Here is a 25479-nt window from a genome sequence, read left to right on the forward strand (position 1 = left end):
AATTGTGGGATAATCCTGTTTTGTCCTTATTAGTCGCTTTCTGGGAAAGCGAAAGCAGTTAGTTGCAGCTTAGTTGTTTCCAATAGCCAGACTGCTTCTTTTACCTGTGCAATCGTAGCCGAATTAGATTGCAAGACTTTAGACGCGATAATGATAGCAGCACTATAGCTTCGTAGCCGATAATTAATTTGAACTGACCTGTTTTCGTTTTTTTGTCCTTCTAAAAATAGAGTTTGTAGTTTCTTTTTATCAGCATTAGTGGCGATGTTCTGGTCAAGTTTAGCTTGTTTAGCAGTAATCACGGGCTTTAACTTAATTCCGTGGGTGTAGTTGACGTCGCTAGCTCTAATAAAACTGTTTTTTTCAAGAACTAATTCTTCCGTATCAATTTTTTCTTTGTTTGTTTGAGGGTCAACTAAAGTTAAGGTTGGCACACTTCCGTCGTTGTTAATGAAGCCAGAATCAAAGTCTAAATAGTGGTAAAATGGCTCGGCTTTCTTTTCTTCAGGAAGCCATAAATAAAATAGCCCATCAACGGTAATTTCTTTTTGCTTATTCTCGATGTTGCGCGCAATTCGCTGACCAGCAAAATTATAAAGTTTAATATTCTCACTGGTTACCGGTTTAACATAAGTAAACGCAGCATCGTGATAGTCAATGTTGGGCAGGTAATTTCTTAAGTTAACGTCATATTCGTTAATAAATTCATTAGGATAATCATGAAGCCGTAAGTAATATCCCTCAAAGTCGTCATATGGTGGAATTACCATTAAATCTACTTTGACTTTTTGCCCTTTTTTCAATTTATGCTTCGTTTTTACCCCAGAAACCATGGTAGTTGTCGTCTTAGTCAGCATTTTTGCATATGTAGTTCCCCTGTAAACTGCATAACAACCGTTAATGCTTCCGACATTATAAGCTCTAATATAGCGATTACGCCCGATTGAGTAATATTGTTTACCTTTGATGTCTGTAGTTGGCAGGTAACAGGTTTTTCTTGAGCGATTGAGATAATAATATTTTGGCGCAAAATTGGACTTGGCAATCTTGACTTTTCCGCGGTATTTAACGACTGCTTTTTTAGCTAAAGCTTGTCCTGTCTTTTTCCCATTTTTGGTATAAACAGTCGACTGGTGATTTAACACCAGTTTGCCCTTCTTAGTGTCTTTACCGTTTGCTTTATACACATCGCCAGCATTTAAATAATGTCCGTGGCCGATATTATAATATGTTTGGCCGTGAATTTTCTTTGTACCGTGATTATAAAAAATGTTGTCATTAAATGACAAAATGCGCATGTAGTTATTAGGGTCAAGTTCAATATAAGGGAAGCTTTTGGTCGTATTTCCCTTGATTTTATGTCCCAACTTGTTGTAAACGTATGCGTCGTAAATTAAAAAGATTCTTTTTTTGCTATTCGTACTTTTCTTGGAGGCTTGAACGGTCTGCATGTTGTTCGAGCTAGATAGAAGCGGACTGAGTGCTAGGACGGAAGCTGTCAGTCCAATGCAAATTTTTTTGATTAATTTCATCATTTCACCTCATAATTGTTACTTTATATAGTATTATAGCGCATTAAGCTTGTCGGTCAGTGTTCAAAATAAAAAAGGCAGGATCTGTATAACTCGGCAAAAATATCTGCTTGACTTAAAGAATACTTGAAGTGCTAAGCTCTGAATAAATAAGGAGGCAAAAAGATGCAAAGAGCAAAAGTCATTGTTCACATGTATGTGACAATTGATGGCAAAATTGACGGGAAGACCGAGAGTCCTGAATCCGGTCAATATTATAGTGATGAATTATTTGTTTTAAGTAACGCTGACGGTAACGGCCGGCGCACAATCCAAATGTACGCTGCACCAGACACAATTGACTTGACGAAATACAGTCCTGAAGGTATTGACGATCAGGATTGGTTACCTGACATTAAGTCAGACACTTGGTCAGTTGCGTTTGACCGCAAGGGTAAATGTGGCTGGAATCAAAATTATTTCTTGTATAATCAACACCGCATGCACGCAATTGAGGTGGTTACACGGCAGGCTAAAAAAGAATATCTTGCTTTTTTACGGTCACTCAATATTCCCTACATTATTTCTGGTGATGAGAACTTTAATTTAGCGGAAGTACTGGTCAAGTTAAAGCAGCATTTTGGCATTGAAACACTGGCTGTTTGTGGTGGAGCCAGAATTAATGGCGTCTTTTTGGAGCAACATGTCGTTGATGAAATTTCGCTTGTGATCTCGCCCTATGTTAATGGGGACAAAGAGATTAAGGCGGCTTTTGAAACGGCTGCGCGCATCGATGACCGCTTCAAAATCGACATGGTAAAAAAGCTAACTGACGGCGGTGTTCATTTACTTTTTAAAAAAGATAACTGAAAATAATTGAGTAAAAGATTAGCTTGCATCTTATGCGGGCTTTTTTATGTAAAAAAATTCGTAATGATCTTTTGTTAGCAAAACTACTACTGCCATGTATAATGAAGGTAACTGGTTACAATTAGTAGAGAAGATAGAGCTATGAAACAAGAATCATTATTTGCAAATAATGCAGCTAGTGAGCCACTAGCGAATCGGGTCAGGCCGCAAAATTTAACTGAATTCGTTGGTCAAGAGCAATTGCTCGGCCCGGGTAAGATTTTGCGGGAAATGATTGATCATGATCAGGTTTCCTCCATGATTTTTTGGGGCCCACCTGGAGTGGGTAAGACTACTCTGGCTGAGATTATTGCGCGGCAAAGTCAGGCAGGTTTTTACAGTTTTAGTGCCGTTGATAGCAGTATTGCGAAAATTCGCAAAATTATGAAGCAAGCCGAAGAAGAAAGCCAGTTAGGACAGAAGACGTTAGTTTTCATTGACGAAATTCATCGCTTTAACAAGGCGCAGCAGGATGCTTTTTTGCCGTATGTTGAGCGTGGCAGTATTACTTTAATTGGCGCAACCACCGAGAATCCTTCCTTTGAAGTTAATTCAGCCTTGCTGTCACGTTGCAAAGTTTTTGTTTTAAAGGCACTTGAAGTTACCGACATTATTAAATTGCTCAAAAATGCCATTAATAACCCTAATGGTTTTGGTAAGGTTAAAGTTAACATTGACGAGCAAGAGATTAAGGCAATTGCTAAGTTTGCGAATGGCGACGCACGGACTGCGCTTAACACCTTGGAAATGGCTGTTTTGAATGGTGTAAAAAATGGTGACACGATTAGCGTGACAATGGCTAGTTTAAAGCAGCTGATTACGCAGAAGTCGGTTTTATATGATAAAAATGGTGAAGAACACTACAACATTATTTCCGCTTTGCATAAGTCGATGCGTAACAGCGATGTCAACGCCGCAATTTATTGGCTGTCGCGCATGCTAGATGGCGGGGAAGATCCGCTCTACATTGCGCGGCGGCTCGTGCGTTTTGCTAGTGAAGATATTGGACTCGCTGACACCAACGCACTCAACGTGGCAATCAATGTTTTTCAAGCCTGTCAGTTCCTAGGGATGCCGGAGTGTGATGTTCATTTAACGGAAGCCGTGATTTATCTGTCGCTAGCACCAAAATCCAATGCTGTTTACAAGGCACGACTTGCGGCCGAAAAAGACGTTAAAAAAACAATTGATGAGCCGGTTCCGCTCCAAATTCGCAATGCGCCAACTAAGTTGATGAAGGACTTGGATTACGGTAAGGGCTATGAATACGCTCATCAGACCCAAGATAAACTGACAACGATGAAGACCATGCCGCCTAATTTAGAGGGGCACGAGTACTATTTGCCAACTGAGCAGGGGCATGAGGATCGTTTCAAAAAGCGTCTGCAGCAGATTAAAAAGTGGCACCAAGAACACGATAATTAAAATGTATTAAAGTTTGATAATAATAATTGTTTTGTAGTACATGATTTAGATGTTTTATCTAGATCATGTATTTTTTGTTAAAAATAATTTACAGCTATGAAAATGAGTAAATGTTATTGTATGAGGTGATTGAACAACAAAGCTGCATCGGATAGCTTATGATATTTTGTTTTTTAGTATTCACACTATTTAGCTAATTGATTTTTTTGCTATCTTACCTAAAGCATCTTAATATCAAGCTTGATTAGCATATTTAAGCACTAAATCCAATTTGCAAGACTTTTTAATACTTTTTGTACTTGTGGGTTATTAATTTCTTTTAGAAAATCGTGATCTAAATAATAAAGTGGATAAAAAACGTTATATTGGGAAAGTTGTTTTAATGACTTACTGTAGCTAAAGGGTACCTCTTTATCTGTTGTACTTGCAGCGGAAAAAATAGGAGGGAAATTTTTTAATTCGTCTATGGTAATTGAATATTTGCTTACTTCATTTTCGTTAACGTCATAAGCTTTTAACAAATCACCTTGTTCAGCAAGATATAAATATAAAAGATAGCGAGATAAAGCAGAATCATCATGAATAAATTTTTTTGTATCTATTGATTGTATAAGCTCTTTTGAAATAGTCGTAGTCGATAATTTTTTTGCTCGATTAGCGTCTTTCAAGTCATAGTAACCATAGAAATTGATAATTTTGGTAGGCTTTTTTATTTGGCTTAATTTGAGAATCTGATTGGCCAACCAAAACATAATAAAACCTCCAGCAGAGCGGCCACATAATATGTAATTAAAATTATGTGGTTCGATTACTTTTTTATATAGCTCTTTAAATGACTGGAAAGTTGTTTCTAAAATTTTACTTAAAGAAGAGTTTGGAGCTAGTGGATAATCTAGTGCAATAACTTCTATCTGTTTTTTTAGGAAAATATTAGTTAAAGCAGAGGGTAAGTCATTACGTGTGCCATATATTAATCCGCCACCATGAAAGTAAATTAAGATAGTTGATGTTGGGGTGCTAGGGTACCATAAAGTACATTGCATTGAATTGGATAATTTTTGCATATTATGTTTCATTATTTTTCTCCATACTAAGTAAATAAGTTGAGATTTGATAATTGATTAGTTCAGTTTGGTTTTCAAGATCAAGATCTAATAAACCTTGAATCTTTTTAATCCTGTAGCGGACGGTTTTTTCGTGTACAAATAATAGTTCAGCAGCTTTTTTGTAATTTTTATTTGTGTCAAAAAATATTTTTAGCGTTTTAAATAAATCATAATTATCTTTTTTCAAATCTATTAAATTTTGAGGGATGAATTTATTTAAAGTGCTAGGGTCTTTGATTGACAAGAAATATCTAAATATACCTAGTCTTTCAATTGAGAAAACATAATTAATAAAAATTTTTGCGTTAAAACTCAAGGCCTGCAAGCATTCATCTAAAATGGTTTGCAAGTTATTTTTTGTCTTAATAAAGCTAATTACAATTGAAAGACTTGAACGCTTTTGAAAATACTTAGACAACTTCTTTTTTATTAGTGCAGAATCTAACTGATCAGAGTGACTTTCAATATTAAAAAGAATGATCATATAGTCGTGGTGTTCTGAGTAAATGCTGTAGCGCTTAAGTCCTTGAAGTATTGCTCGAATATTATAAAGATCCATTTTACTCAAATTAGTAGTAAAAAAAGCACAAGCTTGATAATACTTGTAATGATTTAAATTTACTTCATCTAGCAGTGTATCAAGCTCTCTTTCATCCAAAAGTGGGTATTGCAAAATCGCATCTGCAATATTATTTAAGTGGGCGTACTCTTTTTGCTTTAAAGCATATTCCGTTTGTAATTTATTCTGAATAATATCAATGAAATTTTCGAAAATCATTGTCTCTGATTCACTTAATTTTTGAGTTTTATGAATTACTAAGAGTGAATTACGTTGATTAACATTATTCGTTGAAAACTCAATTCTTGTGGCGTTATATATTTGATTTGTAGCCAAAGATTCAAGAGTGTACAAAAAATATTTGTTTTTCACAAATTCAGAATCTTCTTCTGTATAGGGACTCCTTTCCTTAATTACCATTTTTTCAGGCATATCTTTGCTTTTATAAGAGGTTGAGTTTGAAGCTAAATATAACGAGCAAGGATAGTGAGTTATATTATTAAATTCGGCTACTAAAACTTGGTAAGAAGCTAGACTATCAGCTAAAGGTATTAATCTTTGTCTTGTTTTATAGTAGTTCTCCAAGACTAACGATTGATTATTTAAAATTGGCTGATAGATAGCTAATATTATTTGTTCATAATTTAACTCCGTACCCACTTTGATTAACGGAATTTTATTTTGATAGCAAAGGTCTATAAACCAATTTGGTACTTGTTTAATCAGTCGATCAACTTTCACGATAATTCCACTAATCCCGATCCGTACCATCTTTTCAAAAAAAGTATTCATCTCATCGGGCGATAATTGCTTTAATGCATAAAAAGAGGTCAAAATGATTTGATTTTTGCGTGACCATTTTTCAATATCTAAAGCCTCTAAAACCATTACAGACTTAATTTCAGTATTTCTTTCCAATTTTGGTGTTAAAATTTTGCTTTCTTTGAAAATTGGTAATTCTAGCAGATCGTATAGTTTCATATTAAATCTCCTTAAATTATTTTCCTTTGTCCATTTGGCTAAAAATCTTCCAAATAGATTTACTTTTTATCCATTGTAAGCGCTTCTATACAATCATACAATTTAAATTGTAAAAAAATTAACAAATTGGAGGTATGAAAAATGCTTAAGACAGTAATCTTAAAGGATAACTATCAGGATTCAATTAATCTTATGCTATTGACGAATAAGATTAACGAGCTGGCCGATGTAGAAATGAGCCAGATCATGATGGGTACTGAAGCGAATAAGGATATTTTGGCTAATACTGGCTTGTTAACTGAGAAGGCTAAAACTGCATCACCCAATGATTTAATGGTAGTTGTTAGAAGTGATGACAATGAGGTTATGGATAAAGTTTTACCAACTGTTCAGTCATTCCTGGAAGATCTTTCTACTAAAAAGACTGAATCTGATGAAGACACAGTGGCGGTTGATAATTGGGATGATGCATTAAAGGCATTGCCAGATGCGAATTTGGCTTTATTTAGCATACCTGGAGAATACGGAGCTCCAGAAATGGAAAAGGCTTTGAAACATAATTTAAATGTGTTCTCATTTACGGATAATGTTTCAATCGAAGATGAAGTTAAATTAAAGAAATTAGCCCATAAAAAAGGCTTACTAATGATGGGACCTGATTGTGGCACGGGTGTTATTTCAAGTATTCCATTGGCGTTTACTAATGTTGTCTCACCCGGAAATATTGGCATTGTTGGTGCTTCAGGAACTGGAATTCAAGAAGTAACGACCATTATTGACAGATTGGGCAATGGTGTTATTCATGCCATAGGTACCGGTGGACGTGATTTAAGTAATGAGGTAGATGCAATTACGGTTAAAGATGCAATTGCGGCTTTAGAAGATCATGAGCCAACGGATGTGATTTGTGTCATTTCTAAACCACCTGCAAAAAAGGTTAGAGATGAAGTTATGCAGATTCTTGAAAGCTGTGATAAGCCCGTTGTTGCTGACTTTTTAGGTGAGCGACCTACTCATTATGAAGGTAATGTTTATTTAGCTCATACATTAGAAGAAACGGCTAAGATTGCTGTTGATTTGGCAGCTGGTAAAGAAGTTAAAAAGAATTATTTTGAAAAAGTTGAACTACCAGCTAATGTTAAAACACTAGCAGACGATAAAACTATTAAGGGACTCTATTCAGGTGGAACTTTGGCTAATGAAGCCGGCATGCTGATTTCTGAAGCACTTGACTTAGGGCACTTAACAAAGGAAAAAGGATATATTCTAAAAACTGAGGGATATGATGTCATTGATTTAGGAGATGATGTTTATACCCAAGGAAAGCCACACCCAATGATTGATCCAGAGGTTCGGATTAATAAAATGCGCGAATATTGTCAGGATCCACATACTGGGGTCATTTTACTTGATGTAGTGTTGGGATATGGCGCAAGCGATGATATGGCTGGTGCTTTAATTCCAGTAATTGATGAAGAAATTGATAAGGCTGAAAAAGCTGGCAGACCATTATACTTTGTTGCCACTGTTGTAGGAACGAATAAAGATCCGCAAAATTATGATGAAACAGTTGAGCGCTTAAAAGAACATGGCGTTTTAGTTGAGAAGAGCAATGCAAAGGCTGTTCAACTAGCATTAAAGTTAAAAGGAATTCAAATTTCTGAGCCAGATAAAACAAATATTCCATATACAGGGAAGAAAATTGCATTACCAACAGTTAGCAACGAAGTAAAGGAATTATTAGCTACAAAACCACGAGTAATTAATATTGGTATTAATAGTTTTACCGATTCGATTATTAAATATGGTGGAAAAACTGTTCAATTCAATTGGAAGCCACGCGCTAATGGTAATAAGCGGATGATTAAGTTATTAGATGCACTAGAAAAGTATGATGACAAGATTGACGCAGACAATGAAAAGGTAATTCAAAGATTTAAGGATGCGAAACCGTTTCTGACTGATGTAGTTCCTGCTAAGACTGTTATTCCTGAACTGAATACTGAGCACAAGACATTGTTGCATGCAGGACCGCCAATTACATATACAGAAATGACAGGACCTATGCAGGGCTCATGTGTTGGTGCAGCAATATTTGAGGGCTGGGCAAAAGATGAGATTGAGGCACGAAAGTTATTGGAAAATGGAGAAATAAGTTTAATGCCTTGTCATTCTGTTCATGCCGTCGGACCAATGGGTGGAATTACATCAGGAAATATGCCTGTTGTCATTGTTGAAAACAGATTAGACAATACGAGAGCTTATTGCACCTTGAATGAAGGTATAGGTAAGGTTTTGAGATTTGGAGCATACTCTCAAGAAGTTATTGATCGGCTAGTTTGGATGAGGGATGTACTCGGTCCAGTCTTATCAAAAGCTTTAAAGAAAACTGAGGATGGCCTTAACTTAAATGTCTTAATAGCACGTTCTATTACAATGGGAGATGAGTTCCATCAAAGAAATATTGCCGCTTCAGCAAACTTCTTATGTTCAATAGCGCCACTAATTAGTGAACTAGATATTAGTGAGAAAGACAGATACGATGTAATTAAATTTTTAGCAGATACTGATCAATTCTTCCTCAACATTATGATGGCTACTGGCAAGTCAATTGCTGATGCTGCAAGAAAGTATCAAAAAGGTACTATCGTAACTGCAATGGCTAGAAATGGACGTGATTTTGGTATCCGTATTGCTGGTATGGGAGACCAATGGTTTAAAGCACCTGTAAATACTCCTAAGGGCCTTTATTTTGCAGGCTTTTCAGAGGATGACGCTAATCCCGACATTGGCGATTCTTCAATTACAGAAACTGTTGGTGTAGGCGGTATGGCCATGGTAGCAGCTCCTGGTGTAACAAGATTTGTTGGTGCAGGCGGTTTTGAAGATGCATTAAGAATTTCCAATTCCATGGAGAAGATTAATACTACTCACAATCCAAATTGGTCGATTCCAACTTGGGACTTTAAAGGCACGAACTTGGGCATTGATATTAGAAAAGTAGTAGAAACTGGCATTGAGCCAATTATTAACACAGGTATTGCACATAAAAAACCAGGTGTTGGTCAGATTGGTGCTGGTACTGTTAAAGCGCCAATAGCCTGCTTTGAAAAGGCTTTGGAAGCCTATGCTAAGACCTTAGGTATCGAAGTTGATTAATTCTCATGTTGTTCAAATTAGTAGTTACATTAATCCCATTACTAAATTTGGCAAAATAGGCAAAATACATTCAATATTCACCCACTCTATTAATATTCAAATTGGTTATCACTTAGTAAATATTGGCTGTTTTGAGAATTACTTGTCCTGCTTTGGGATGAACATTCCTGAAAACATTTTGCAATCAATTATTCATAGTGTGGGAAAAAACGAAATAGTTAAATTTTCAAATGATTATCTCTACTTCTATACCAAAGATGGGATTAAAAAGATTAGTTTAGTAGATTCAAATATAGTTGACTTAAAAATTAATGCGTTTAGTCAGTTTCCAAAAGCTGAATTAAAAAAAGTCCTGAAAATCCTGGAAAGAAAAAAATTAGATCAAAGAATAGGGCTACCCAACAATAGTTTGTTCAAAACTTTTACTGAGGAAATGACTACATTTAAGAATCTTAATATTGAGCAAGTTGTTACTTGGTTACTTGGCAGAGGAAAGGGATTAACGCCAAGCGGTGATGATATCCTTTGTGGTTACATTTTCATACTATTATTAGTTGGCAAAGCAACTAATTATTTATCAAACTTTATTGAACAAATAATTAGTAATCTGAGTCTTACTACTGATGTGAGTAAAGCTTATCTAATTTGTGCAACACAAGGATACGTTAATTCCAAAGTTTATCAATTATATGAATCCTTGAAAAATCATGATTTAAAAAATATAGACCGTGAGCTAAATTCCATTCTTAATATTGGCCATACTTCGGGTAATGATTTGAGTTATGGGATTGAACTGGGTATTTTAGCTAGTTTAAATACTCCTGAGTCTATGAAAGGAGCGAATAATGAAAAATGACGAAGAAGCCGTAAAGGTTTCTAAAAACTATTGGATAAGAGTCGTCATTATATTCTTCTTAGGTTGGATATTAATGTATGGAACGCGTACCATTTTTAATCCAATTATGGGAATCGTTGGCAAACAGTTTGGTTTAAATAATACTCAGCTGGGATTAGCCAATAGCATATTCTTTTTGACCTATGCTGTCTTCCAAGTACCATTTGGGGCGCTAGGTGACAAGTATGGAAGAAAATTGGTGATTACTATTGGGTTTCTTGTTTTAGCTGTGATGAGTTGGTTATCAGGAATTGCAGCTAGTTTTACTTTATTTCTGATAATTAGAGCTCTTGCTGGTGTTGGTCAAGCTTCCTATTATGGTCCACAATATGCGCTGTCTTCAGAAGCTATTCCAGAAGATAAGTTAACTCTTGGTACTGCAATCATCAACTCAGGTATGGCTTTTGGTACTTCTGGTGGATACCTGCTTTCAAGCTATTTAGTATTACAAAATCATCAAAGTTGGAAAGTTCCTTTCTTTGTAGTAGCTGTCCCAACAGCTATCTTGGCAGTTTTATTTTATACATGTTTAAAGGAGAAAGTTTATAGACCTAAAAAGGCTGAAAAAGTATCAGAGAATCAGCCAAAAGAAAAGGTTTCTCTTAAAAAGATTTTCACCAATAAAAATTTGGTTGCGGCATTTGTTCTTTGCTTTTGTAGTATTTATGCCAATTTTGTAATTATTACTTGGCTACCATCGTTTTTAATTTCCAATAGGGGATTCGAAGGTGGCAGTGTAGGATTTATTTCTTCGTTAGTGCCCTGGGCTTCCATACCGGGTGCTCTAGTATTTGCTAAATTAGCCGATAAAACTGGTAGTACAAAAAAATGGATCTACCTTCTAGTACCGTTATCAATTATTTCAGTATTTGCGATTGCTTTTGTTTCCAATAAAGTTTTGCTAATAGCAGTACTTATTTTATATGGGCTAACCGGTAAGCTGGCAATTGATCCTATTATTGTAGCCTATGTTACAAAGAAAGCTCCATCAGGTTCTTTATCAACAACATTAAGTGCTTATAACTTTATTGGTATGTCAGGTTCCATTTTGGCACCTTATATCACTGGCTGGCTAGCAGATGTGACTGGACAAATGGAAATCGGTTTTTATTTAGGCTGTGGTCTATTAATAATTGGCTTGATTGTATTTGCTGTACTGGCAACTGACTCAAAGAAGGGAGAAACAGCTGTATAATGGCTACTAGTGTAATCGCCCTAGGTGGGAATGCAATTCTAGAGAAAGATCCAACCGATATTGGGCAAAAAGAAACGGTTAATAGGGCAGCAAGATATATTGTTGAATATATAAAGGCTGGAAATAAAGTGGCAATTTGTCACGGTAATGGTCCGCAAGTGGGTAATTTGTTGTTGCAACAGAATGCCGCTAATTCTAAGAAAAATCCTGCTTTTAGACTTGATACCTGTGGGGCAATGACAGAGGGTAGCATTGGTTATTGGATTCAACAAGGGCTAGATAATGCTTCTAAAGATCTTGGTCAAAATATCAAATCTCTTACGGTTATTACCCAATCTGAAGTTGATAAAAATGATCCATCTTTCAGGTCTCCAAGTAAGCCGATAGGCCCCTTTTATACCAAAAAAGAAGTAATTGAATTACAAAAAAATAGTAATGATATGTTTATAGAAGATGCTGGTCGTGGATATAGAAAAGTAGTACCTTCTCCTAAACCAATAAAAATAGTCGAAAGAGATATTATTAAAGATACTGTAAATGCTGGTATTGTGCCGGTTGTAGCAGGTGGTGGAGGTATACCTGTTATTGTAGAAGGCAATCAAATAAAAGGTGTAGAAGCTGTTATTGATAAAGATTTTGGTTCTGAGAAAGTTGCAGAGGGGATTTCAGCTGATAATTTAATAATTTTAACAGCTGTAGATAGTGTTTATATCAATTTTGGTCAAGAAAATCAAAAAGCTTTGAATCATATAACGGTTGCTGAAGCCGAAGAATATATAAAACAAGGACAATTTGCGAAGGGAAGTATGTTACCCAAGATTCAAGCCGCAATTTTATTTGTTATGGATCATCCAGATAGAAAGGCAATAATTACATCAATTTCTAATTTACCAAATATTTCTCAAAACGCTGGTACCTTAATAACTGATAAGTAAAGAAAAGCAGGTGCTATCATGATGAAAAAAGTCAAGATATCAATGGTTAATCAGATTTTGATAGCAGTTATTCTAGGCATAATTTTTGCTTTTGTGTTGCCGAATGTTTCGGTACATTTAAAAATAATCGGTGATATTTTTTTGAAACTAATGCAAATGTCAATTCCGCTTTTAGTGCTGGGACAAATTATTCAAGCAGTTGGAAGTATTAAACCTGATGAATTAAGTAACTTGGGAATAAAAACCATTATTACTTTTTTAAGCTCCTCATTGTTAGCAGCTGCTTTTGGAGTAATAATTGGGGTGCTTTTTAAACCCGGAATTGGAATCCAGTTAACTAAAGCTACTGGTAAAGTAATTAAATTTAAATCTATTTCATTAAATAATACTGTTTTGAATTTCTTCACTAGCAACATTTTTGCATCTTTAACTAAAGGAACGATTATTCAGATTATTGTTTTTGCAATATTTTTTGGAATTGGATTGAGCAGATTTATGGTAAAAAGGCCACAATCAAAATTGCTTAGTTTAATAATTGATTTCAATGATGTCGTTATTCAGTTGGTAACTTGTGTGATGTTCTTTGCTCCAATCGGTATTTTTGCTTTAATTGCTTCCACAATTAGTAATTTGGGTATAAAAATTATTATTCCATTGATAAAGTATTTGCTTTCATATGGATTTGCAACGTTTGCTTATCTATTGATTTGGATAGCTGTTATCTCCTTATTCCTTAAAGTAAATCCAATTAAGCTAATTACTAATATGTCTGAAATGTCCATTATGGCATTAGCCACCACTTCTTCGGCAATTACCTTACCAATTGAGATGAAGGAAGCCAAAAATAGTTTAGGGCTAAAGGATCGAATTACTAACTTAGTGTTGCCATTGGGGATGTCACTCAATTCAAATGGGTCTGCAATGCATATGGCTATAACTGTGATTACAATTGCTCAATTGTATAATATTAACTTTTCTTTTGATAAAATTCTTTATCTCATCATAATGTCGACATTTGTGTCTTTGGCTAATGCTGTTGTACCTGGAGCTGGATTAGTTTCTTTAGCGATAATAGTTCCTCAGATGGGTTTGCCGATTGAGAGCATTGCCATTTTTGCAGGTGTTGAATGGTTTGTTGGAATGCTCAGAACAATTCTTAACGTTAATTCTGATGTCTATTCTGCGCTAATTGTTGGAAAATCAGTTAATGCGATTGATTATGAAGTATTCAATAAGTAAATTTACGAGAAAGTAAGTTCTTAGTAAGTATATAAAAATTGTTGTTTATTTTATTCTTACTACCATTCAAATTAGTGTTAATTTTAAAAAAATAATAAAACCGCCTTGAGACAGTGTTCAAGGCGGTTTTTTACTTGTCGATTTTCAGTGGCTCGATAGGTGTTTCACCAGGGAGTTTATTGATGACTAACAGCTTTTTCTTAATGGCAGGATAGTATAAATATGATTTTTGATTGCTTAAGACTATCACGCCGTCAGTTTTATTACTTGGTTTCAAAACGCAGGCGTTATCATTTGGATTTTCATAAGTACCACTATCAAATTCTCTGCCATTTTTGAAAAGCCGATATTTGCCGTTGGTTCCTAAAGATATCGTAATATGAGGATTGACCGAACTTGTATGAATGCCATGATTGGCAAAGCCACCATAAGCTGTAGGTGGCTTTTTCTCCAAATTTTTTAGCTGTAATATTTTTTCGTCTATATTTAATTAGCTTTGGTCTGTGCAAAAATATCTCACTTTAAGGAAATAAGTAACAAAGTTAGAAGCATTTAATATTTATCTCTCATTAGTGTAATCTTTCGTCATTGTTGTCTTCTAAAAATAAGTTATAGTGAATTTTTCTTAAACAAATTATATATAATAAAAAAATGTTTCGAAAGGAAACATTTTTTTATTTAAGCTAATTATTCTGGAAGTTACTTAAGAACTTCGCTGTTTTTTCATTTTGCGGATGATTAAACAATTGGTCAGGATTGCCTTGTTCAGCAATTACACCATCACTGATAAAGAAAATCTGATCGGAAATATCACGGGCAAAAGCCATTTCATGGGTAACGATAATCATCGTTAAACCAGTAGTGGCCAAGTTTTGCATAACGCTCAAAACTTCGCCGACCATTTCTGGGTCAAGTGCACTAGTTGGTTCGTCAAATAGCAAAATCTCTGGGTCCATGCTAATCGCCCGTGCAATTGCAACCCGCTGCTGCTGACCGCCTGAGAGTTGGCTAGGGCGGGCATTAATGTACTGCTCCATGCCAACTTTTTTAAGGTTTGCGAGGGCAACTTGGCGAGCCTCTTCTTTTGAATGCTTCAAAACAAGTTCTTGGCCGACCATGCAGTTAGCCAGCACATTTTTATTTTCGAATAAATCGAATTGTTGAAAGACCATGCCGACCTTGGCCCGGTAAATATTCCGATTATAGTTTGGCTCTAAGACATTTTCACCGTGAAAAATAACTTCGCCAGCGGTTGGTTCTTCTAGTAAATTGATACACCGTAAAGTAGTCGATTTACCACCACCAGAAGGTCCAATAATCGTAGCAATTTCGCCTTTATTAATATCAAGAGAGATGTCACGCAGAACTTGATGTTCACCAAAAGCTTTTTGAATGTGCTTTAAGCTTAAAATAGTTTCATTTGTTTCAGTCATTATTTATTAGCCTCCGTGTCTTTTGTTGCTCCTACTTGAACCTGGTTTGCCATTAAGTTGTAGTTTTTGCTACCCTGCAGGTGCTTTTCAATTAAATTGAAGATTCTGGTAGTCGTGAACGTTAACAACAGGTAAATTGCGGAAATGGTTAAGTAAGTCGGGAAGAACTTGAAGGTTTGACTGGCAACCGTTGTTCCGACAAAGAATAATTCAGAAACAGAAATGATGCTCAAAACGGAAGTATCCTTAATATTGACGATAAATTCGTTAGTAATTGATGGCAAACAGTTCTTGATTGCTTGTGGCAAAATAATGTGCCACATTCTTTGATTATGTGTCATTCCCAAAGCACTAGCTGCTTCAAACTGACCTTCGGGTGTTGAAATAATCCCACCTCGAATAATTTCGGCTAAATAGGCACCAGTATTAATCGAAACAATGACTAACGCAGCAATTGTTCGGTCAATATTAATGTGCCAGAATTGGGCTATGCCATAGTAAATTACAGCGGCCTGTACCATCATTGGCGTGCCCCGGAAGATCTCAATGTAAACGGCTAAGAGCCAATTGACAATTTTTAAGAGCCATTTTTTACCCTGGCTGGTTGGAGTTGGGATAGTTCTGATGATACCGACAAACAGGCCGATAAAGAAGCCGGCGATGGTACCCACTAAGGCTAAGAGCAGGGTCATGCCAATCCCATTTAAAATCATGCCGCCGTATTGCTTCCACATTGAAACTAGCCACGGCTCGGACTTCCCGTTTTTACCCTTTTTCTTATCATCAGTTTTTGGCTGCTGCTTAATGGCCGTGGTCATTAACTTTGTTCGCTGGGAATTTGGAATTGTACCTAAAACGTGGTTGACCTCTTTTAGCAGTTGCTTGTTTGGCTTAGCAATTCCGATAGCAGTAGTTGAATCTTCCTTGGAAACTTTGAACCCGGCCATTTCGCTAATTGGAATCGCCTTAATGTCAGGATCAACCATCTTAAAGGAAGTTGATTCGGTATCTTCGGCAACATAGCCATCAATCGTTCCTGAAATTAAACTTTGGCGCATTGCCGCAAAGTCGCGCATTGCTGGCTGTCTTTTAGCGCCCTTTAATTGCTTAATCAAAGCATAATGCGAAGTACCTTGTTGGGCGGTTAATTTCGCACCCTTAAAATCATTTAATGTTTTAGCATTAGCGTATTTGCTATTAATCTTGGTGATAACAACAAAAGTGCTGTTTCTGTATGCATTGGAAAAATTAATTGCCTTGGCCCGCTCAGCCGTTGGGCTCATCCCAGCAATAATTAGGTCGGCCTTGCCACTAGTTAAAGCTGGCAGCAGTCCATCCCACTCAGTTTTGACAACTACGACTTTGCGGTGCAGCTGTTTACCAATAATTTTGGCAATCTTCACATCGTAGCCATTGGCATACTCGTTTGACCCCTCGATCGGAACAGCACCATTAGCGTTAGTAGTTTGGGTCCAATTGTATGGTTGGTAATTGGCCTCCATAGCTACTTTGAGTTCACCGCTATTACTTTTTGCTTCAACTTGAGAAAAGTCGAAGTTGCTGCCGATAATGAAACTGAGCAGCACAGAAAGCAGAACGGTAATCCACTTATTTCTTGACTTCATTTTGAAAACCTCCGAAAATCTTGTTTCAAATAAAGCCAATACAATAAAAAGCGTAAACAAAAACCTCGTTGCTCTTCAAAACAACGAGGTTATAATTAATCATCTTTAGACAAATCATATAGCGCTCCCTGGGAATTAACCAGGACAGTCTGCAAGATATTCTCTTTGCAGCCCAACAAAAACATCAAAACGAAAATCTTTTTGTTTCGGCGACAATTCTTACGTTATCTTTCTTTGTGTTCGTTCACTCAAGATAATTTTGTAATGGTCGCGACCTCTATTGCATTGGAAATTATTTAACTTATGAAAAATAATAGGCTAAAAACAAAGGCTTGTCAATCTTTTCATTTAAAGATTATTTTATCATTATCTCATTTCCAACCATGATCTGAGCGATAGTCACGCTTTTTCATGCGGGAAACATATGGATTTCCAGCCACATAAAAGCGCAATTTTTTGTTAGCCCATTCGCGTTCCGACTGGTTGACACCAATGCGTGGACTAGTTGCGATTTTCTGGGCATTTTTGCGGTGACGATCGTTTAAGTCAATAGTAAAAGGGGAATCACTAAGAAAATGTAAATCCCATTTTTTATCATGAATACCAAATGCCTGCATCATTTTTGCCGGTCCGCTGGTTAAAGCAATGCCACTTTTACCTGAGCGGTTTAAACACATTTGTTCAATTCCCCAGATGGGTTCAATTGCTCTAATTAAAACTCCCTGTGGTTCATCTTTTTGTCTGGTTGCTACGTCAAAAAAGAAATATTGCCTTTGAGCATAAATATAGATTGTTCCACCGGGGCCATATAGTCCTTCATTTGCCGGACTGCGATGACCGCCATATGAATGTGCCGCACGATCTTTAACACCCAAATAAGCTTCGGTTTCGACAATATAGCCGCCAAGTACCTGGTTATTGCTGCGGTAAGTTAATGGCCGGCCGATTAAGTCAGCACTGATGGTTTCGGTTGATTGATTAGTAAAATAAGTTGTGTAATTCATTTTTTCCTAAAGTAGTACACTAATAATAATTGAGGTGAATGTAATGACAAAAATAAAGCTAGTCCGTGTATATGCTCAAGATCAGCCGGAGGGCTACCGCATTTTGGTAGACCGTTTGTGGCCAAGAGGCAAGAGTAAAAGTGTGTTGCACCTTGATTGTTGGGCAAAAGAAATTGGACCGACAACCGCTTTACGTAAATGGTTCAATCATGATGATAATAAATTTTCTGAGTTTAGGCAAAAGTACCTGATAGAATTGGCGGAAAATCCGGCAGGGGCCGAGTTTGTCAAAACTGTCGAAAACAAGCTGCAAGAACAGGATGTTTTATTTTTATACGGAGCAAAGGACCCACTGCATAATCAAGCTGTGATTTTAAAAGAATACGTTGAAGGGCAAATAGTTAATTTGCACTAGTAGACAGTGAAGTAATAACAGCCTTGTTTTACTTAAAAAAGCCAATAAAAAAGTTAAGCCCATTAAAGCAGCTTAACTTTTTTTATCTTGTAGTTTTGCCCTTAGCAAAATTTATAGCTTGCGGCCGTGCTTTTTAATCCGGATAAAGTGAAACGCAATTGTTAACAGCAAGACGCCAAAAACGATTATTGCAAAGACGGTATTAGGTAATTCATAGTGCAGAGGTGGCAATGAAATCAGCAGTTTTAGAGCAATAATCCCAATAAGAACATAGGCCATTGGTTGCAATTCTGGGATAATATCCATTAATTTGATGATAATCTCAGCTACACCTCGCATGCATAAGATCCCAATCATGCCACCAATTAAAACGACGACCGGATTACTGGAGACGGCTAAGGCTGCTAGAACCGAATCAATTGAAAAGACGATATCCATCGCTTCAATTGAAATAACTGTCCGCCAAAATAGGGATAGGAAATGTTTGCCTTTTTTTGGGCGGTGACTAGCAATTTTGGCTTCTTCAGCCTTTTCTTCGGCTGCAGCTTTTTGTGGATGGTGCTGATCATAAAAATACTTAATGGCGAGGTAGAAAAGATAGAGACTACCAGCCAATTTAATTTCCCAAAAATTAATTAAGTATGTACCAATTCCAATTACAATGAAGCGGAAAATGTAGGCACCCCACATGCCGTAAAATAATGATTTTTCTTGTTGCTTCTTATCTGGCAAAACCTTAGTTTGTGCTGCCAAAACAACGGCATTATCAACGGAAAGAAGACATTCCATGAGAATTAAGGTTAAAATAATTAGCCAGTCTTTACCGCTAGTTAAAACATGCAGCCAGTTATTAGCGCTAAAGAATGGGGCATACAATTTTAAAATTGCCATTTAAAAGTTCTCTTTTCTAGTTTAATCAAGTGATAGTCACGTTGCTTTGCTATTTTAGCATAAGTAAACTGTTTTACTGATTGCAAGAGCCTAAGCCAGTCAGGCTAAAACCTTATAAGGCGCTAAAAACATCAAGAGCATCGCCAATAATTGCGGATATATCATTTGCCGGGATAGCGGTTTTATTAATTGCCCAAACTTTTGCGCCTGCTTGGCGGTATGTTAGTAGTTGAGCGAATGGATAAACGACAAAGCTAGTACCCGAAATAATAACAAGATCAGAATTCTGCATGGCATTAACTGCCTGAGCTAACCGATCGCCATTAATTGCTTCTCCGTATAAAACGATTCCGGGGCGAATAATGCCGCCACACTCTTTGTGACGAAAAGAGTCGGCATATTCCGCATAAGTAACTGATTTGTGGCATTTGGTGCAATAAATTTCGTATAAGCTACCGTGAAATTCGGTTACGTGCTTATTGCCAGCCTTTTTATCTAAACCATCAACATTTTGGGTAATTAATTCACCTTTTTGATTACAGATTTCGGCAATTTTTTGGTGGATTTTATTAGGCTTAGCTTCTGGAAAATACATGTTGTCCATAACGAACCGATAAAAAAATTCAGGTCGATTGTAGAGCGTGTCTGCACTTAAAATTGTCTCGGGGCTCTCACTCACGCCGTCGTAGATACCGTTTTTGGAGCGGTAATCCGGAATACCAGAATGAGTTGATACGCCTGCACCAGTCAAAAAAGTGATATGCTTGGCCGCGTTAATATCTGCCTTGAGTTCAGTAAGTTGCTGTGAATCAATCATAAAATGTTTCGACCTTTCTCAAAATTATTACTATGTGATAGTTTACTACAAGATTTTTACTTTAAACCAGGTTTATTTAGTAAATAAAAATTCACACGATAGTAACTTAACGTGTGAATTTAAACATAATTACAAAATTTGCATCTGATGCTTTTGACATTGCTCAATCATTTCTTGGGGCCAAACACTTGCTTGCACTTCGCCAATGTGTGCCTTAGCAAGTAAAAGCATGCATAGACGAGATTGACCAATGCCGCCGCCAATAGTGTAAGGAAGTTTGCCATCTAAAAGCATCTTGTGAAATGCCAATTTTTCCCGGTCTAGGCAGTCAGCCTTTTTCAGTTGTTCGTGCAAACTTTCAGGACTGACACGAATACCCATTGAGGAGATTTCGATCTTTTGGTCGAGCGGTTCATACCAGAAAATCAAGTCACCGTTTAATTGCCAATCATCATAGTCAGGGGCCCGGCCATCATGAGGCTCACCGCTGCGTTTTAGTTTGTCACCGATTTTCATAATAAAGACGGCTTTTTCTTTTTGGGCAATTTTATCCTCACGTTCTTCGGGACTTAAATCTGGCCACGTGTCTTCTAGTTCTTGGGTCGTAACGAAGTGCACCTTTTCGGGTAAACGGTAAGTTGAAGCAGGGTAGCGAGCCGCACATTCTGCTTCGATTTGTTTAATTGCCGCAAAAATCTTAGTTACCGTTTCTTTTAGAGTATCTTCTGTCCGCTCTTTTTTAGCAATAATCTTTTCCCAATCCCACTGGTCAACGTAAATTGAGTGGAAATTATCGAGATCTTCGTCGCGGCGGATAGCGTTCATGTTAGTATACAAACCTTCGTGCATGCCAAAACCATATTTTTTCAGGGCCAGTCGTTTCCATTTCGCAAGTGAATGAACGATTTCAATTGTGTCGTCTTCAGGCAAATCCTTAGCATCAAAAGCGACTGGACGTTCAACCCCATTTAAATTGTCGTTTAACCCAGTGCTTTTTTCGACAAAAAGCGGTGCTGACATTCTTTGCAAGTTTAGCTTTTGACCCAATATTTCTTGGAATCTTTCTCTAATAAAGACAATTGCGGCTTCAGTGTCACGAATTGTTAAAGTTGGTTGATAATCTTCTGGCAAAATTAAAGACATGGTAGTTACCTCCAAATTTTTGAGCCAAAGAAAAAGCCCTTTGTCCCGTAATAATAAAAATAAGGACGAAAGGCTTTTTCCGCGGTACCACCTAGATTGCCCAAACTTTGGGCCACTCATGAAACACAATCATGCTTCACCAGTTTGATAACGTACTGGAGACGGCACCACCTACTTTAATTACTAGTTCAGTGTGCTGCTAGAAGTGTTTTTCGATAATCCAGGGTCTGCCGATTTTCCACTATCACCGGTTCACTTTAAGAGATAGATTATTTACTCGTCTTCATCACTGCATTTAAGTTAATAGTAATTTAACAACTATTTTAATTAAAATGCAAGTAAAAATTAATATAAAATAATAAAAAACGGTTTGGCAATCTAAAAAGCCTTGTTCTGTTATAATGGATAGGAATATTTATTGAGAGGAAATTTTATGGCAAGTTTTTATCTTATTTTGGATGCCTTGCTGCTTGGCTATACTTGCTATAGCTGGTACTGGCAGGCCAACATCAACTTAAAGGGACATTATCGGTCCTCATCAATTATTTGGGCGATAATTTTTATTTGGATTGGCTTTGCTTGGCAACTGATTGAAAAAAGTGATCCTGGCCTGTCTGTTTTTTTAGCGATCCTGTTAGTGATGAGCATTATTGACGGCTTTACCGGGTTTGCACCTAAAAAAGCAGTTGTGTCGGGCTACTTTCGCCGAACTGTACCGTATTCAGAAATTGCGTTGGTAACACTAATCAGAGTGCCTAATCCGAAAAAGAAAGCTGTGATTTGTATTTTAACAACGCAGAAAAATCGGCAATATTATCTCCAATTTTCAACGGGAGTTGCTCAGATCGTCGAGACGATTAAGAGCTACGCGCACCGCAGTATTAGAATTGAAATTCAGGATTTATTATAAAAATAATTTAGCAAGCAAGAGACCAGTTTTAGCTGATAAGCAGGACTAGTCTTTTTTATTACCAATAAAAGTGAAAAATATCACAAAATGTTGTAAACTATACTATAATTGGTGTTTTTAAATTAGAAAGCGTGAAACTGATGCTTAATAATGATTTTAATGATGTTGTTCAAAACCGCCATTCTGTTCGAAATTTTGATAAGAACGTTAAAATTCCGCGCGAGGAATTCAAGCAAATGTTCGAAGAAACTATTACCGCTCCTTCGGGCTGCAATCTGCAGGGTTGGTACTTTGAAGTTGCTGATACACCTGAGAGTCTCGCTAAAGTAAAGAAGTACATGATGAAGTTTAACGATCCACAACTGAATACCTGCTCTGCGATTGTTCAAATGTTTGCTCGTGTTGATGCTTACAAGAAATACCGGGAAATGTGGAACAAAACTTATGAAGAGGGACACATAACCAAAGAGAAGTTAGACGAAGTTTTGCGGACTTTTCTTCCCTTATACGAAAATGGCACCTATGATATGTGTGCAACAGACGCAATTAGGTCCTGCTCACTTGCTGCAATGCAGTTTATGCTCGTGGCACGCCACCATGGTTACGACACTAACCCGATTGCTGGTTACGATGAATCCAAGATTGCCAGAACTTTTAACCTTGACCCGAAAATCTATCTGCCAGTGATGGCGATTGCTATCGGTAAAAGTAATGAATCTGAGAAAGAGCAAATTAAAACCATTCGCTATCCAGTTGAAGACGTCTATCACTTTGCGGATTAGTGAGCATAATAAAAATTGCCTAAATGAGGCCTTGTTCAAGTTAAAGAGATAAAAAGGCAGCCAATTGGCTACCTTTTTATCTTTAGTATTATTAACAGCTAATCTTGTTTATAAAATTGGTGACAACATCCGTGAAAAACTTTGAAGAGTTCGTAACCAGCGACCTTGCTGCTCAATCATCTCTGGTGTCAGTAAAGTAGAAACTTGCATGTCGTCCTCAAATGATTTGGCAACTTCCTTAGTGAAGTTTTTATCATAGAAAACGGCCACGTCCTCAAAGTTTAGGTCATAAGAACGATAATCTTGGTTCATTGAGCCCACGGTTGCGAAATCGTCATCAACGACAATGGTTTTGGCATGGATAAACCCGTTATTGTAAATATAAACCTTAATGCCGTAGCGAGATAATTCGTTCGCATACCACTGCGTTGCCCGGTAAATGAAGGGATGATCCGGCTTGCACGGAATCATGATGCGCAAATCAACACCAGACATGGCAATTGTTTGCAGGGTGGCAAACATCGCGTCATCTGGAATTAGGTAAGGTGTTTGAATCCACAAGCGTTTTTCAGCTTGAAACATGAGCCGGATAATACCATTACGCATATTTGCGTTGTAACGGTCAGGCCCGTCAGAAATAATTTGGGTGGCTACATCACCGGGATGAATTTCATTTTCATCCAAGTTAGGGAAGAGCATCGTGTTAAAAGTAATAATCTGATCCTCTTGCTGAATTGAGGCATTCCAGTCCATGACGAAACGTTCTTGCAAAAGCAATGACGCGGATCCGACAATTCGCACCTGACTGTCGCGCCAGTAGCCGAACTTTTTCTTGCGACTCAAATACTGATCACCGATGTTGAACCCGCCAGTCCAAGAAGTTTTTCCGTCAACGACAACAATTTTGCGGTGGAGATGGTAGTTGATGCGGTAACGGGTAATCATATTGCGTGAAGTAATGAAAGGTAGAACCTCGCCTCCGGCCTTACGCAGCTGGTCAAACCAAGTTTTGGTTGCACCCATTGAACCCCAAGCATCATAGAGTAATCGCACCCGAACACCCTGTTTAGCTTTTTTAATTAGTAAATCAAGAATTTCGTTACCGATTTGATCATTATAAAAAGTGTAGAATTCAATATTGACAGTCTGTTTAGCATTTTCAATGTCACGCATCATGTCGCGAAACATTGGTACACCATCAGTATAGAGCTGAACGTGATTGTTTTTGCTGAGCGGCGATTCGCTGTTACGGTCAAAAAAGCGGACAACCATGCTCGCTTTTCCTGAGGTGTCTGAAGGACTGGTCTTTCTCGGCGCCTTGGTAATTGACTTTTGCACATTGCGCAGTCCGATATGGTGCTGCTTATTAATGGCAAAAATATTTTCCTGCGAAATACCTCGTCCAAAAAAGCCGTACAAGATAATGCCAATAACAGGGAAAACTAGTAAGATAATTAGCCAAGCCCAAGTTGTTGAGACCGAGCGCCGGCGGTGAAAGACGATGTAGAAAGCTAAAATTGTGTTAGTAATAATGATAATGCGAATAATATCGCGGAGTAGAATCACGTAGTTCCTCCAAAAACAAAAGATTATTTTTTAAGTCCAATAAATTTATCAATAATACTGATTACCAGCGGATTATCATGCATCCAGCTGTGCTCGGCGTATTTTTTACCCCGAATTTCGACCTCATGATAGGATTTGGCATGTGGTGCCAGAATATAGCGAATGCTTTTAGCCGAGATAACAGAAATAAATTTATCGCTATTTGTGTTATCAAGTACATTACCATAAATATTTAAAACCGAAATATCGGGATTGAACCTTTTACGCCTAAATAATAAATAAAGATAGTGCAAATTAATTACCGCTGGTCGACCGTTGCGATTGAGGCCGTTAACGTTGGGAATATCGCCCATATAGGTAACACCGTCAAATGGACCGGCAATGAATGCGCACATTGTTAACCGCGGGAAATTTTTCCTGTGGTATGTCCGCATTTCGGTTCGCACAATACAAGGACAAGCTAAGGAATGAGCCACAGCACGGTAATGCTTAAAATGATACCTGTTAGCCAAAAATGGCAGGATTAATCTTAGATAATAATCAATTGCGTAGACACCGACAATTCTCTGCCGAAAAACTACCTGCACAATAGGATTTTGATCCCCCGTCCATGTTCCTTCAAGCTTAAAGTTACCAAGCAAATCAGCGGTTACCTTGAGAAATTTAGCATTATTTTTATCTTTTAAGGCTTGCTTAACCATAATATTGGTGGTGTAGTCACCGCCACGGAAGCCGTGAAAATAAATAATCGGTATTTGCTCAAAGTCACCGGTTTTGCTTTCAACAGTAGCATTATCTTCAATCCGTCTTTTATGTAGGCGTAAAAAAATGCGCATTGGTGCAATTGTTGCTAAAATAGCTAAGGAAATCATGTTGAACCGACTAGGTTCTTTTGATAAATTGTGCTTACGGTTCTTCTCAGCTTCTTCTTTATATTTTTTTGTATTGAAGAACATAATACCACCTTAAAAATAGAGCT

The 25479-nt window shown here is 37.1% G+C and carries 22 protein-coding genes, 1 riboswitch and 1 other annotated feature; of the genes, 10 read left to right on the forward strand and 12 right to left on the reverse strand.

Annotated features, from left to right (window positions below):
- Positions 1–29: 29 nt before the first annotated feature.
- On the reverse strand, positions 30–1535 hold the full coding sequence (locus GYM71_RS00925; protein ID WP_220220564.1) for an SLAP domain-containing protein: 1506 nt from the start codon (positions 1533–1535) through the stop codon (positions 30–32).
- A gap of 162 nt (positions 1536–1697) precedes the next feature.
- Here GYM71_RS00925 and GYM71_RS00930 point away from each other — a divergent pair, with 162 nt between their 5' ends.
- Both GYM71_RS00930 and GYM71_RS00935 read left to right on the forward strand, forming a co-directional pair.
- Positions 1698–2381: a dihydrofolate reductase family protein gene (locus tag GYM71_RS00930; RefSeq protein ID WP_220220565.1), complete on the forward strand. Its 684-nt coding sequence runs from the start codon at positions 1698–1700 to the stop codon at positions 2379–2381.
- Between the two features lie 141 nt (positions 2382–2522).
- Positions 2523–3845 carry a replication-associated recombination protein A gene (locus tag GYM71_RS00935; RefSeq protein ID WP_220220566.1) on the forward strand — a complete coding sequence of 441 codons (1323 nt, stop codon included), beginning with the start codon at positions 2523–2525 and terminating at the stop codon, positions 3843–3845.
- Positions 3846–4105: 260 nt separating this feature from the next.
- Here GYM71_RS00935 and GYM71_RS00940 read toward each other — a convergent pair whose 3' ends face one another.
- The gene (locus tag GYM71_RS00940; protein WP_220220567.1) at positions 4106–4921 is read right to left on the reverse strand and encodes an alpha/beta hydrolase; all 816 of its coding nucleotides are present in this window, start codon (positions 4919–4921) and stop codon (positions 4106–4108) included.
- Positions 4911–6491: a PucR family transcriptional regulator gene (locus tag GYM71_RS00945; RefSeq protein ID WP_220220568.1), complete on the reverse strand. Its 1581-nt coding sequence runs from the start codon at positions 6489–6491 to the stop codon at positions 4911–4913. Before GYM71_RS00945 ends, GYM71_RS00940 begins: the two co-directional genes overlap by 11 nt.
- Before the next feature lie 141 nt (positions 6492–6632).
- On the opposite strand from GYM71_RS00945, the gene GYM71_RS00950 reads away from it, so the two are divergent.
- The 5 genes from GYM71_RS00950 to GYM71_RS00970 are packed head-to-tail and all read left to right on the forward strand — an operon-like array spanning position 6633 to position 13914.
- Entirely contained in the window at positions 6633–9650 is a 3018-nt protein-coding gene (locus GYM71_RS00950; RefSeq protein ID WP_220220569.1) for a bifunctional FdrA/YlbE family protein, read from the forward strand.
- On the forward strand, positions 9643–10506 hold the full coding sequence (locus tag GYM71_RS00955) for an oxamate carbamoyltransferase subunit AllH family protein (RefSeq protein WP_220220570.1): 864 nt from the start codon (positions 9643–9645) through the stop codon (positions 10504–10506). The genes GYM71_RS00950 and GYM71_RS00955 overlap by 8 nt, the downstream gene beginning before the upstream one ends.
- Positions 10496–11740, forward strand: a complete 1245-nt coding sequence (locus GYM71_RS00960) for an MFS transporter (RefSeq protein ID WP_220220571.1) — start codon at positions 10496–10498, stop codon at positions 11738–11740. The genes GYM71_RS00955 and GYM71_RS00960 overlap by 11 nt, the downstream gene beginning before the upstream one ends.
- On the forward strand, positions 11740–12675 hold the full coding sequence (gene arcC, locus GYM71_RS00965; RefSeq protein WP_220220572.1) for a carbamate kinase: 936 nt from the start codon (positions 11740–11742) through the stop codon (positions 12673–12675). The genes GYM71_RS00960 and arcC overlap by 1 nt, the downstream gene beginning before the upstream one ends.
- A gap of 21 nt (positions 12676–12696) precedes the next feature.
- A complete protein-coding gene (locus GYM71_RS00970) occupies positions 12697–13914 on the forward strand; it encodes a dicarboxylate/amino acid:cation symporter (protein WP_220221160.1) in 1218 nt (405 codons plus the stop codon).
- A 130-nt stretch (positions 13915–14044) separates the two neighbouring features.
- On the opposite strand, the gene GYM71_RS00975 is transcribed toward GYM71_RS00970, so the two are convergent.
- The 4 genes from GYM71_RS00975 to GYM71_RS00990 all read right to left on the reverse strand — a co-directional run bounded on the left by GYM71_RS00975 (position 14045) and on the right by GYM71_RS00990 (position 17976).
- Positions 14045–14368, reverse strand: coding sequence for a hypothetical protein (locus GYM71_RS00975; protein WP_220220573.1), 324 nt, complete (start codon positions 14366–14368; stop codon positions 14045–14047).
- 229 nt (positions 14369–14597) lie between these two features.
- Positions 14598–15347 (reverse strand): amino acid ABC transporter ATP-binding protein, encoded by a 750-nt coding sequence (locus tag GYM71_RS00980; protein ID WP_220220574.1) that lies wholly within the window; start codon positions 15345–15347, stop codon positions 14598–14600.
- On the reverse strand, positions 15347–16972 hold the full coding sequence (locus GYM71_RS00985) for an ABC transporter substrate-binding protein/permease (RefSeq protein WP_220220575.1): 1626 nt from the start codon (positions 16970–16972) through the stop codon (positions 15347–15349). The genes GYM71_RS00980 and GYM71_RS00985 overlap by 1 nt, the downstream gene beginning before the upstream one ends.
- 111 nt (positions 16973–17083) lie before the next feature.
- Positions 17084–17260, reverse strand: a riboswitch (Lysine riboswitch).
- A gap of 83 nt (positions 17261–17343) precedes the next feature.
- Positions 17344–17976, reverse strand: a complete 633-nt coding sequence (locus GYM71_RS00990) for a DNA-3-methyladenine glycosylase (RefSeq protein ID WP_103752765.1) — start codon at positions 17974–17976, stop codon at positions 17344–17346.
- A 43-nt stretch (positions 17977–18019) separates the two neighbouring features.
- On the opposite strand from GYM71_RS00990, the gene GYM71_RS00995 reads away from it, so the two are divergent.
- Positions 18020–18391, forward strand: a complete 372-nt coding sequence (locus GYM71_RS00995) for a DUF488 domain-containing protein (protein ID WP_220220576.1) — start codon at positions 18020–18022, stop codon at positions 18389–18391.
- A gap of 111 nt (positions 18392–18502) precedes the next feature.
- On the opposite strand, the gene GYM71_RS01000 is transcribed toward GYM71_RS00995, so the two are convergent.
- The 3 genes from GYM71_RS01000 to asnA all read right to left on the reverse strand — a co-directional run bounded on the left by GYM71_RS01000 (position 18503) and on the right by asnA (position 21242).
- Positions 18503–19282 carry a TerC family protein gene (locus GYM71_RS01000; protein ID WP_220220577.1) on the reverse strand — a complete coding sequence of 260 codons (780 nt, stop codon included), beginning with the start codon at positions 19280–19282 and terminating at the stop codon, positions 18503–18505.
- A 112-nt stretch (positions 19283–19394) separates the two neighbouring features.
- Positions 19395–20099, reverse strand: coding sequence for an NAD-dependent protein deacylase (locus GYM71_RS01005; protein WP_220220578.1), 705 nt, complete (start codon positions 20097–20099; stop codon positions 19395–19397).
- Positions 20100–20228: 129 nt separating this feature from the next.
- Positions 20229–21242: an aspartate--ammonia ligase gene (asnA, locus tag GYM71_RS01010; protein WP_220220579.1), complete on the reverse strand. Its 1014-nt coding sequence runs from the start codon at positions 21240–21242 to the stop codon at positions 20229–20231.
- Positions 21243–21300: 58 nt separating this feature from the next.
- Positions 21301–21541: a binding site (T-box leader), on the reverse strand.
- Positions 21542–21675: 134 nt separating this feature from the next.
- Between asnA and GYM71_RS01015 the strand changes: the two genes are divergently transcribed.
- Complete coding sequence (locus GYM71_RS01015; RefSeq protein ID WP_103752770.1) at positions 21676–22152, forward strand: hypothetical protein; 477 nt, start codon at positions 21676–21678, stop codon at positions 22150–22152.
- 140 nt (positions 22153–22292) lie between these two features.
- Entirely contained in the window at positions 22293–22934 is a 642-nt protein-coding gene (locus GYM71_RS01020; RefSeq protein ID WP_220220580.1) for a nitroreductase family protein, read from the forward strand.
- A 108-nt stretch (positions 22935–23042) separates the two neighbouring features.
- Here the strand turns inward: GYM71_RS01020 and cls are convergent, their stop codons facing one another.
- The gene (gene cls / locus GYM71_RS01025; RefSeq protein ID WP_103752772.1) at positions 23043–24500 is read right to left on the reverse strand and encodes a cardiolipin synthase; all 1458 of its coding nucleotides are present in this window, start codon (positions 24498–24500) and stop codon (positions 23043–23045) included.
- 23 nt (positions 24501–24523) lie between these two features.
- Positions 24524–25456 (reverse strand): alpha/beta hydrolase, encoded by a 933-nt coding sequence (locus GYM71_RS01030; RefSeq protein WP_220220581.1) that lies wholly within the window; start codon positions 25454–25456, stop codon positions 24524–24526.
- Between the last annotated feature and the right edge of the window lie 23 nt (positions 25457–25479).

Source organism: Lactobacillus panisapium, assembly GCF_019469265.1.
GTDB classification, from domain to species: Bacteria; Bacillota; Bacilli; order Lactobacillales; family Lactobacillaceae; genus Lactobacillus; species Lactobacillus panisapium.

Bases quoted from the DNA above. Each gene is read 5' to 3' on its own strand.
- GYM71_RS00925 (WP_220220564.1), bottom strand. From the start codon at position 1,535: ATGATGAAATTAATCAAAAAAATTTGCATTGGACTGACAGCTTCCGTC.
- GYM71_RS00930 (WP_220220565.1), top strand. From the start codon at position 1,698: ATGCAAAGAGCAAAAGTCATTGTTCACATGTATGTGACAATTGATGGC.
- GYM71_RS00935 (WP_220220566.1), top strand. From the start codon at position 2,523: ATGAAACAAGAATCATTATTTGCAAATAATGCAGCTAGTGAGCCACTA.
- GYM71_RS00940 (WP_220220567.1), bottom strand. From the start codon at position 4,921: ATGAAACATAATATGCAAAAATTATCCAATTCAATGCAATGTACTTTA.
- GYM71_RS00945 (WP_220220568.1), bottom strand. From the start codon at position 6,491: ATGAAACTATACGATCTGCTAGAATTACCAATTTTCAAAGAAAGCAAA.
- GYM71_RS00950 (WP_220220569.1), top strand. From the start codon at position 6,633: ATGCTTAAGACAGTAATCTTAAAGGATAACTATCAGGATTCAATTAAT.
- GYM71_RS00960 (WP_220220571.1), top strand. From the start codon at position 10,496: ATGAAAAATGACGAAGAAGCCGTAAAGGTTTCTAAAAACTATTGGATA.
- arcC (WP_220220572.1), top strand. From the start codon at position 11,740: ATGGCTACTAGTGTAATCGCCCTAGGTGGGAATGCAATTCTAGAGAAA.
- GYM71_RS00970 (WP_220221160.1), top strand. From the start codon at position 12,697: ATGAAAAAAGTCAAGATATCAATGGTTAATCAGATTTTGATAGCAGTT.
- GYM71_RS00980 (WP_220220574.1), bottom strand. From the start codon at position 15,347: ATGACTGAAACAAATGAAACTATTTTAAGCTTAAAGCACATTCAAAAA.
- GYM71_RS00985 (WP_220220575.1), bottom strand. From the start codon at position 16,972: ATGAAGTCAAGAAATAAGTGGATTACCGTTCTGCTTTCTGTGCTGCTC.
- GYM71_RS00990 (WP_103752765.1), bottom strand. From the start codon at position 17,976: ATGAATTACACAACTTATTTTACTAATCAATCAACCGAAACCATCAGT.
- GYM71_RS00995 (WP_220220576.1), top strand. From the start codon at position 18,020: ATGACAAAAATAAAGCTAGTCCGTGTATATGCTCAAGATCAGCCGGAG.
- GYM71_RS01000 (WP_220220577.1), bottom strand. From the start codon at position 19,282: ATGGCAATTTTAAAATTGTATGCCCCATTCTTTAGCGCTAATAACTGG.
- GYM71_RS01005 (WP_220220578.1), bottom strand. From the start codon at position 20,099: ATGATTGATTCACAGCAACTTACTGAACTCAAGGCAGATATTAACGCG.
- asnA (WP_220220579.1), bottom strand. From the start codon at position 21,242: ATGTCTTTAATTTTGCCAGAAGATTATCAACCAACTTTAACAATTCGT.
- GYM71_RS01015 (WP_103752770.1), top strand. From the start codon at position 21,676: ATGGCAAGTTTTTATCTTATTTTGGATGCCTTGCTGCTTGGCTATACT.
- GYM71_RS01020 (WP_220220580.1), top strand. From the start codon at position 22,293: ATGCTTAATAATGATTTTAATGATGTTGTTCAAAACCGCCATTCTGTT.
- GYM71_RS01030 (WP_220220581.1), bottom strand. From the start codon at position 25,456: ATGTTCTTCAATACAAAAAAATATAAAGAAGAAGCTGAGAAGAACCGT.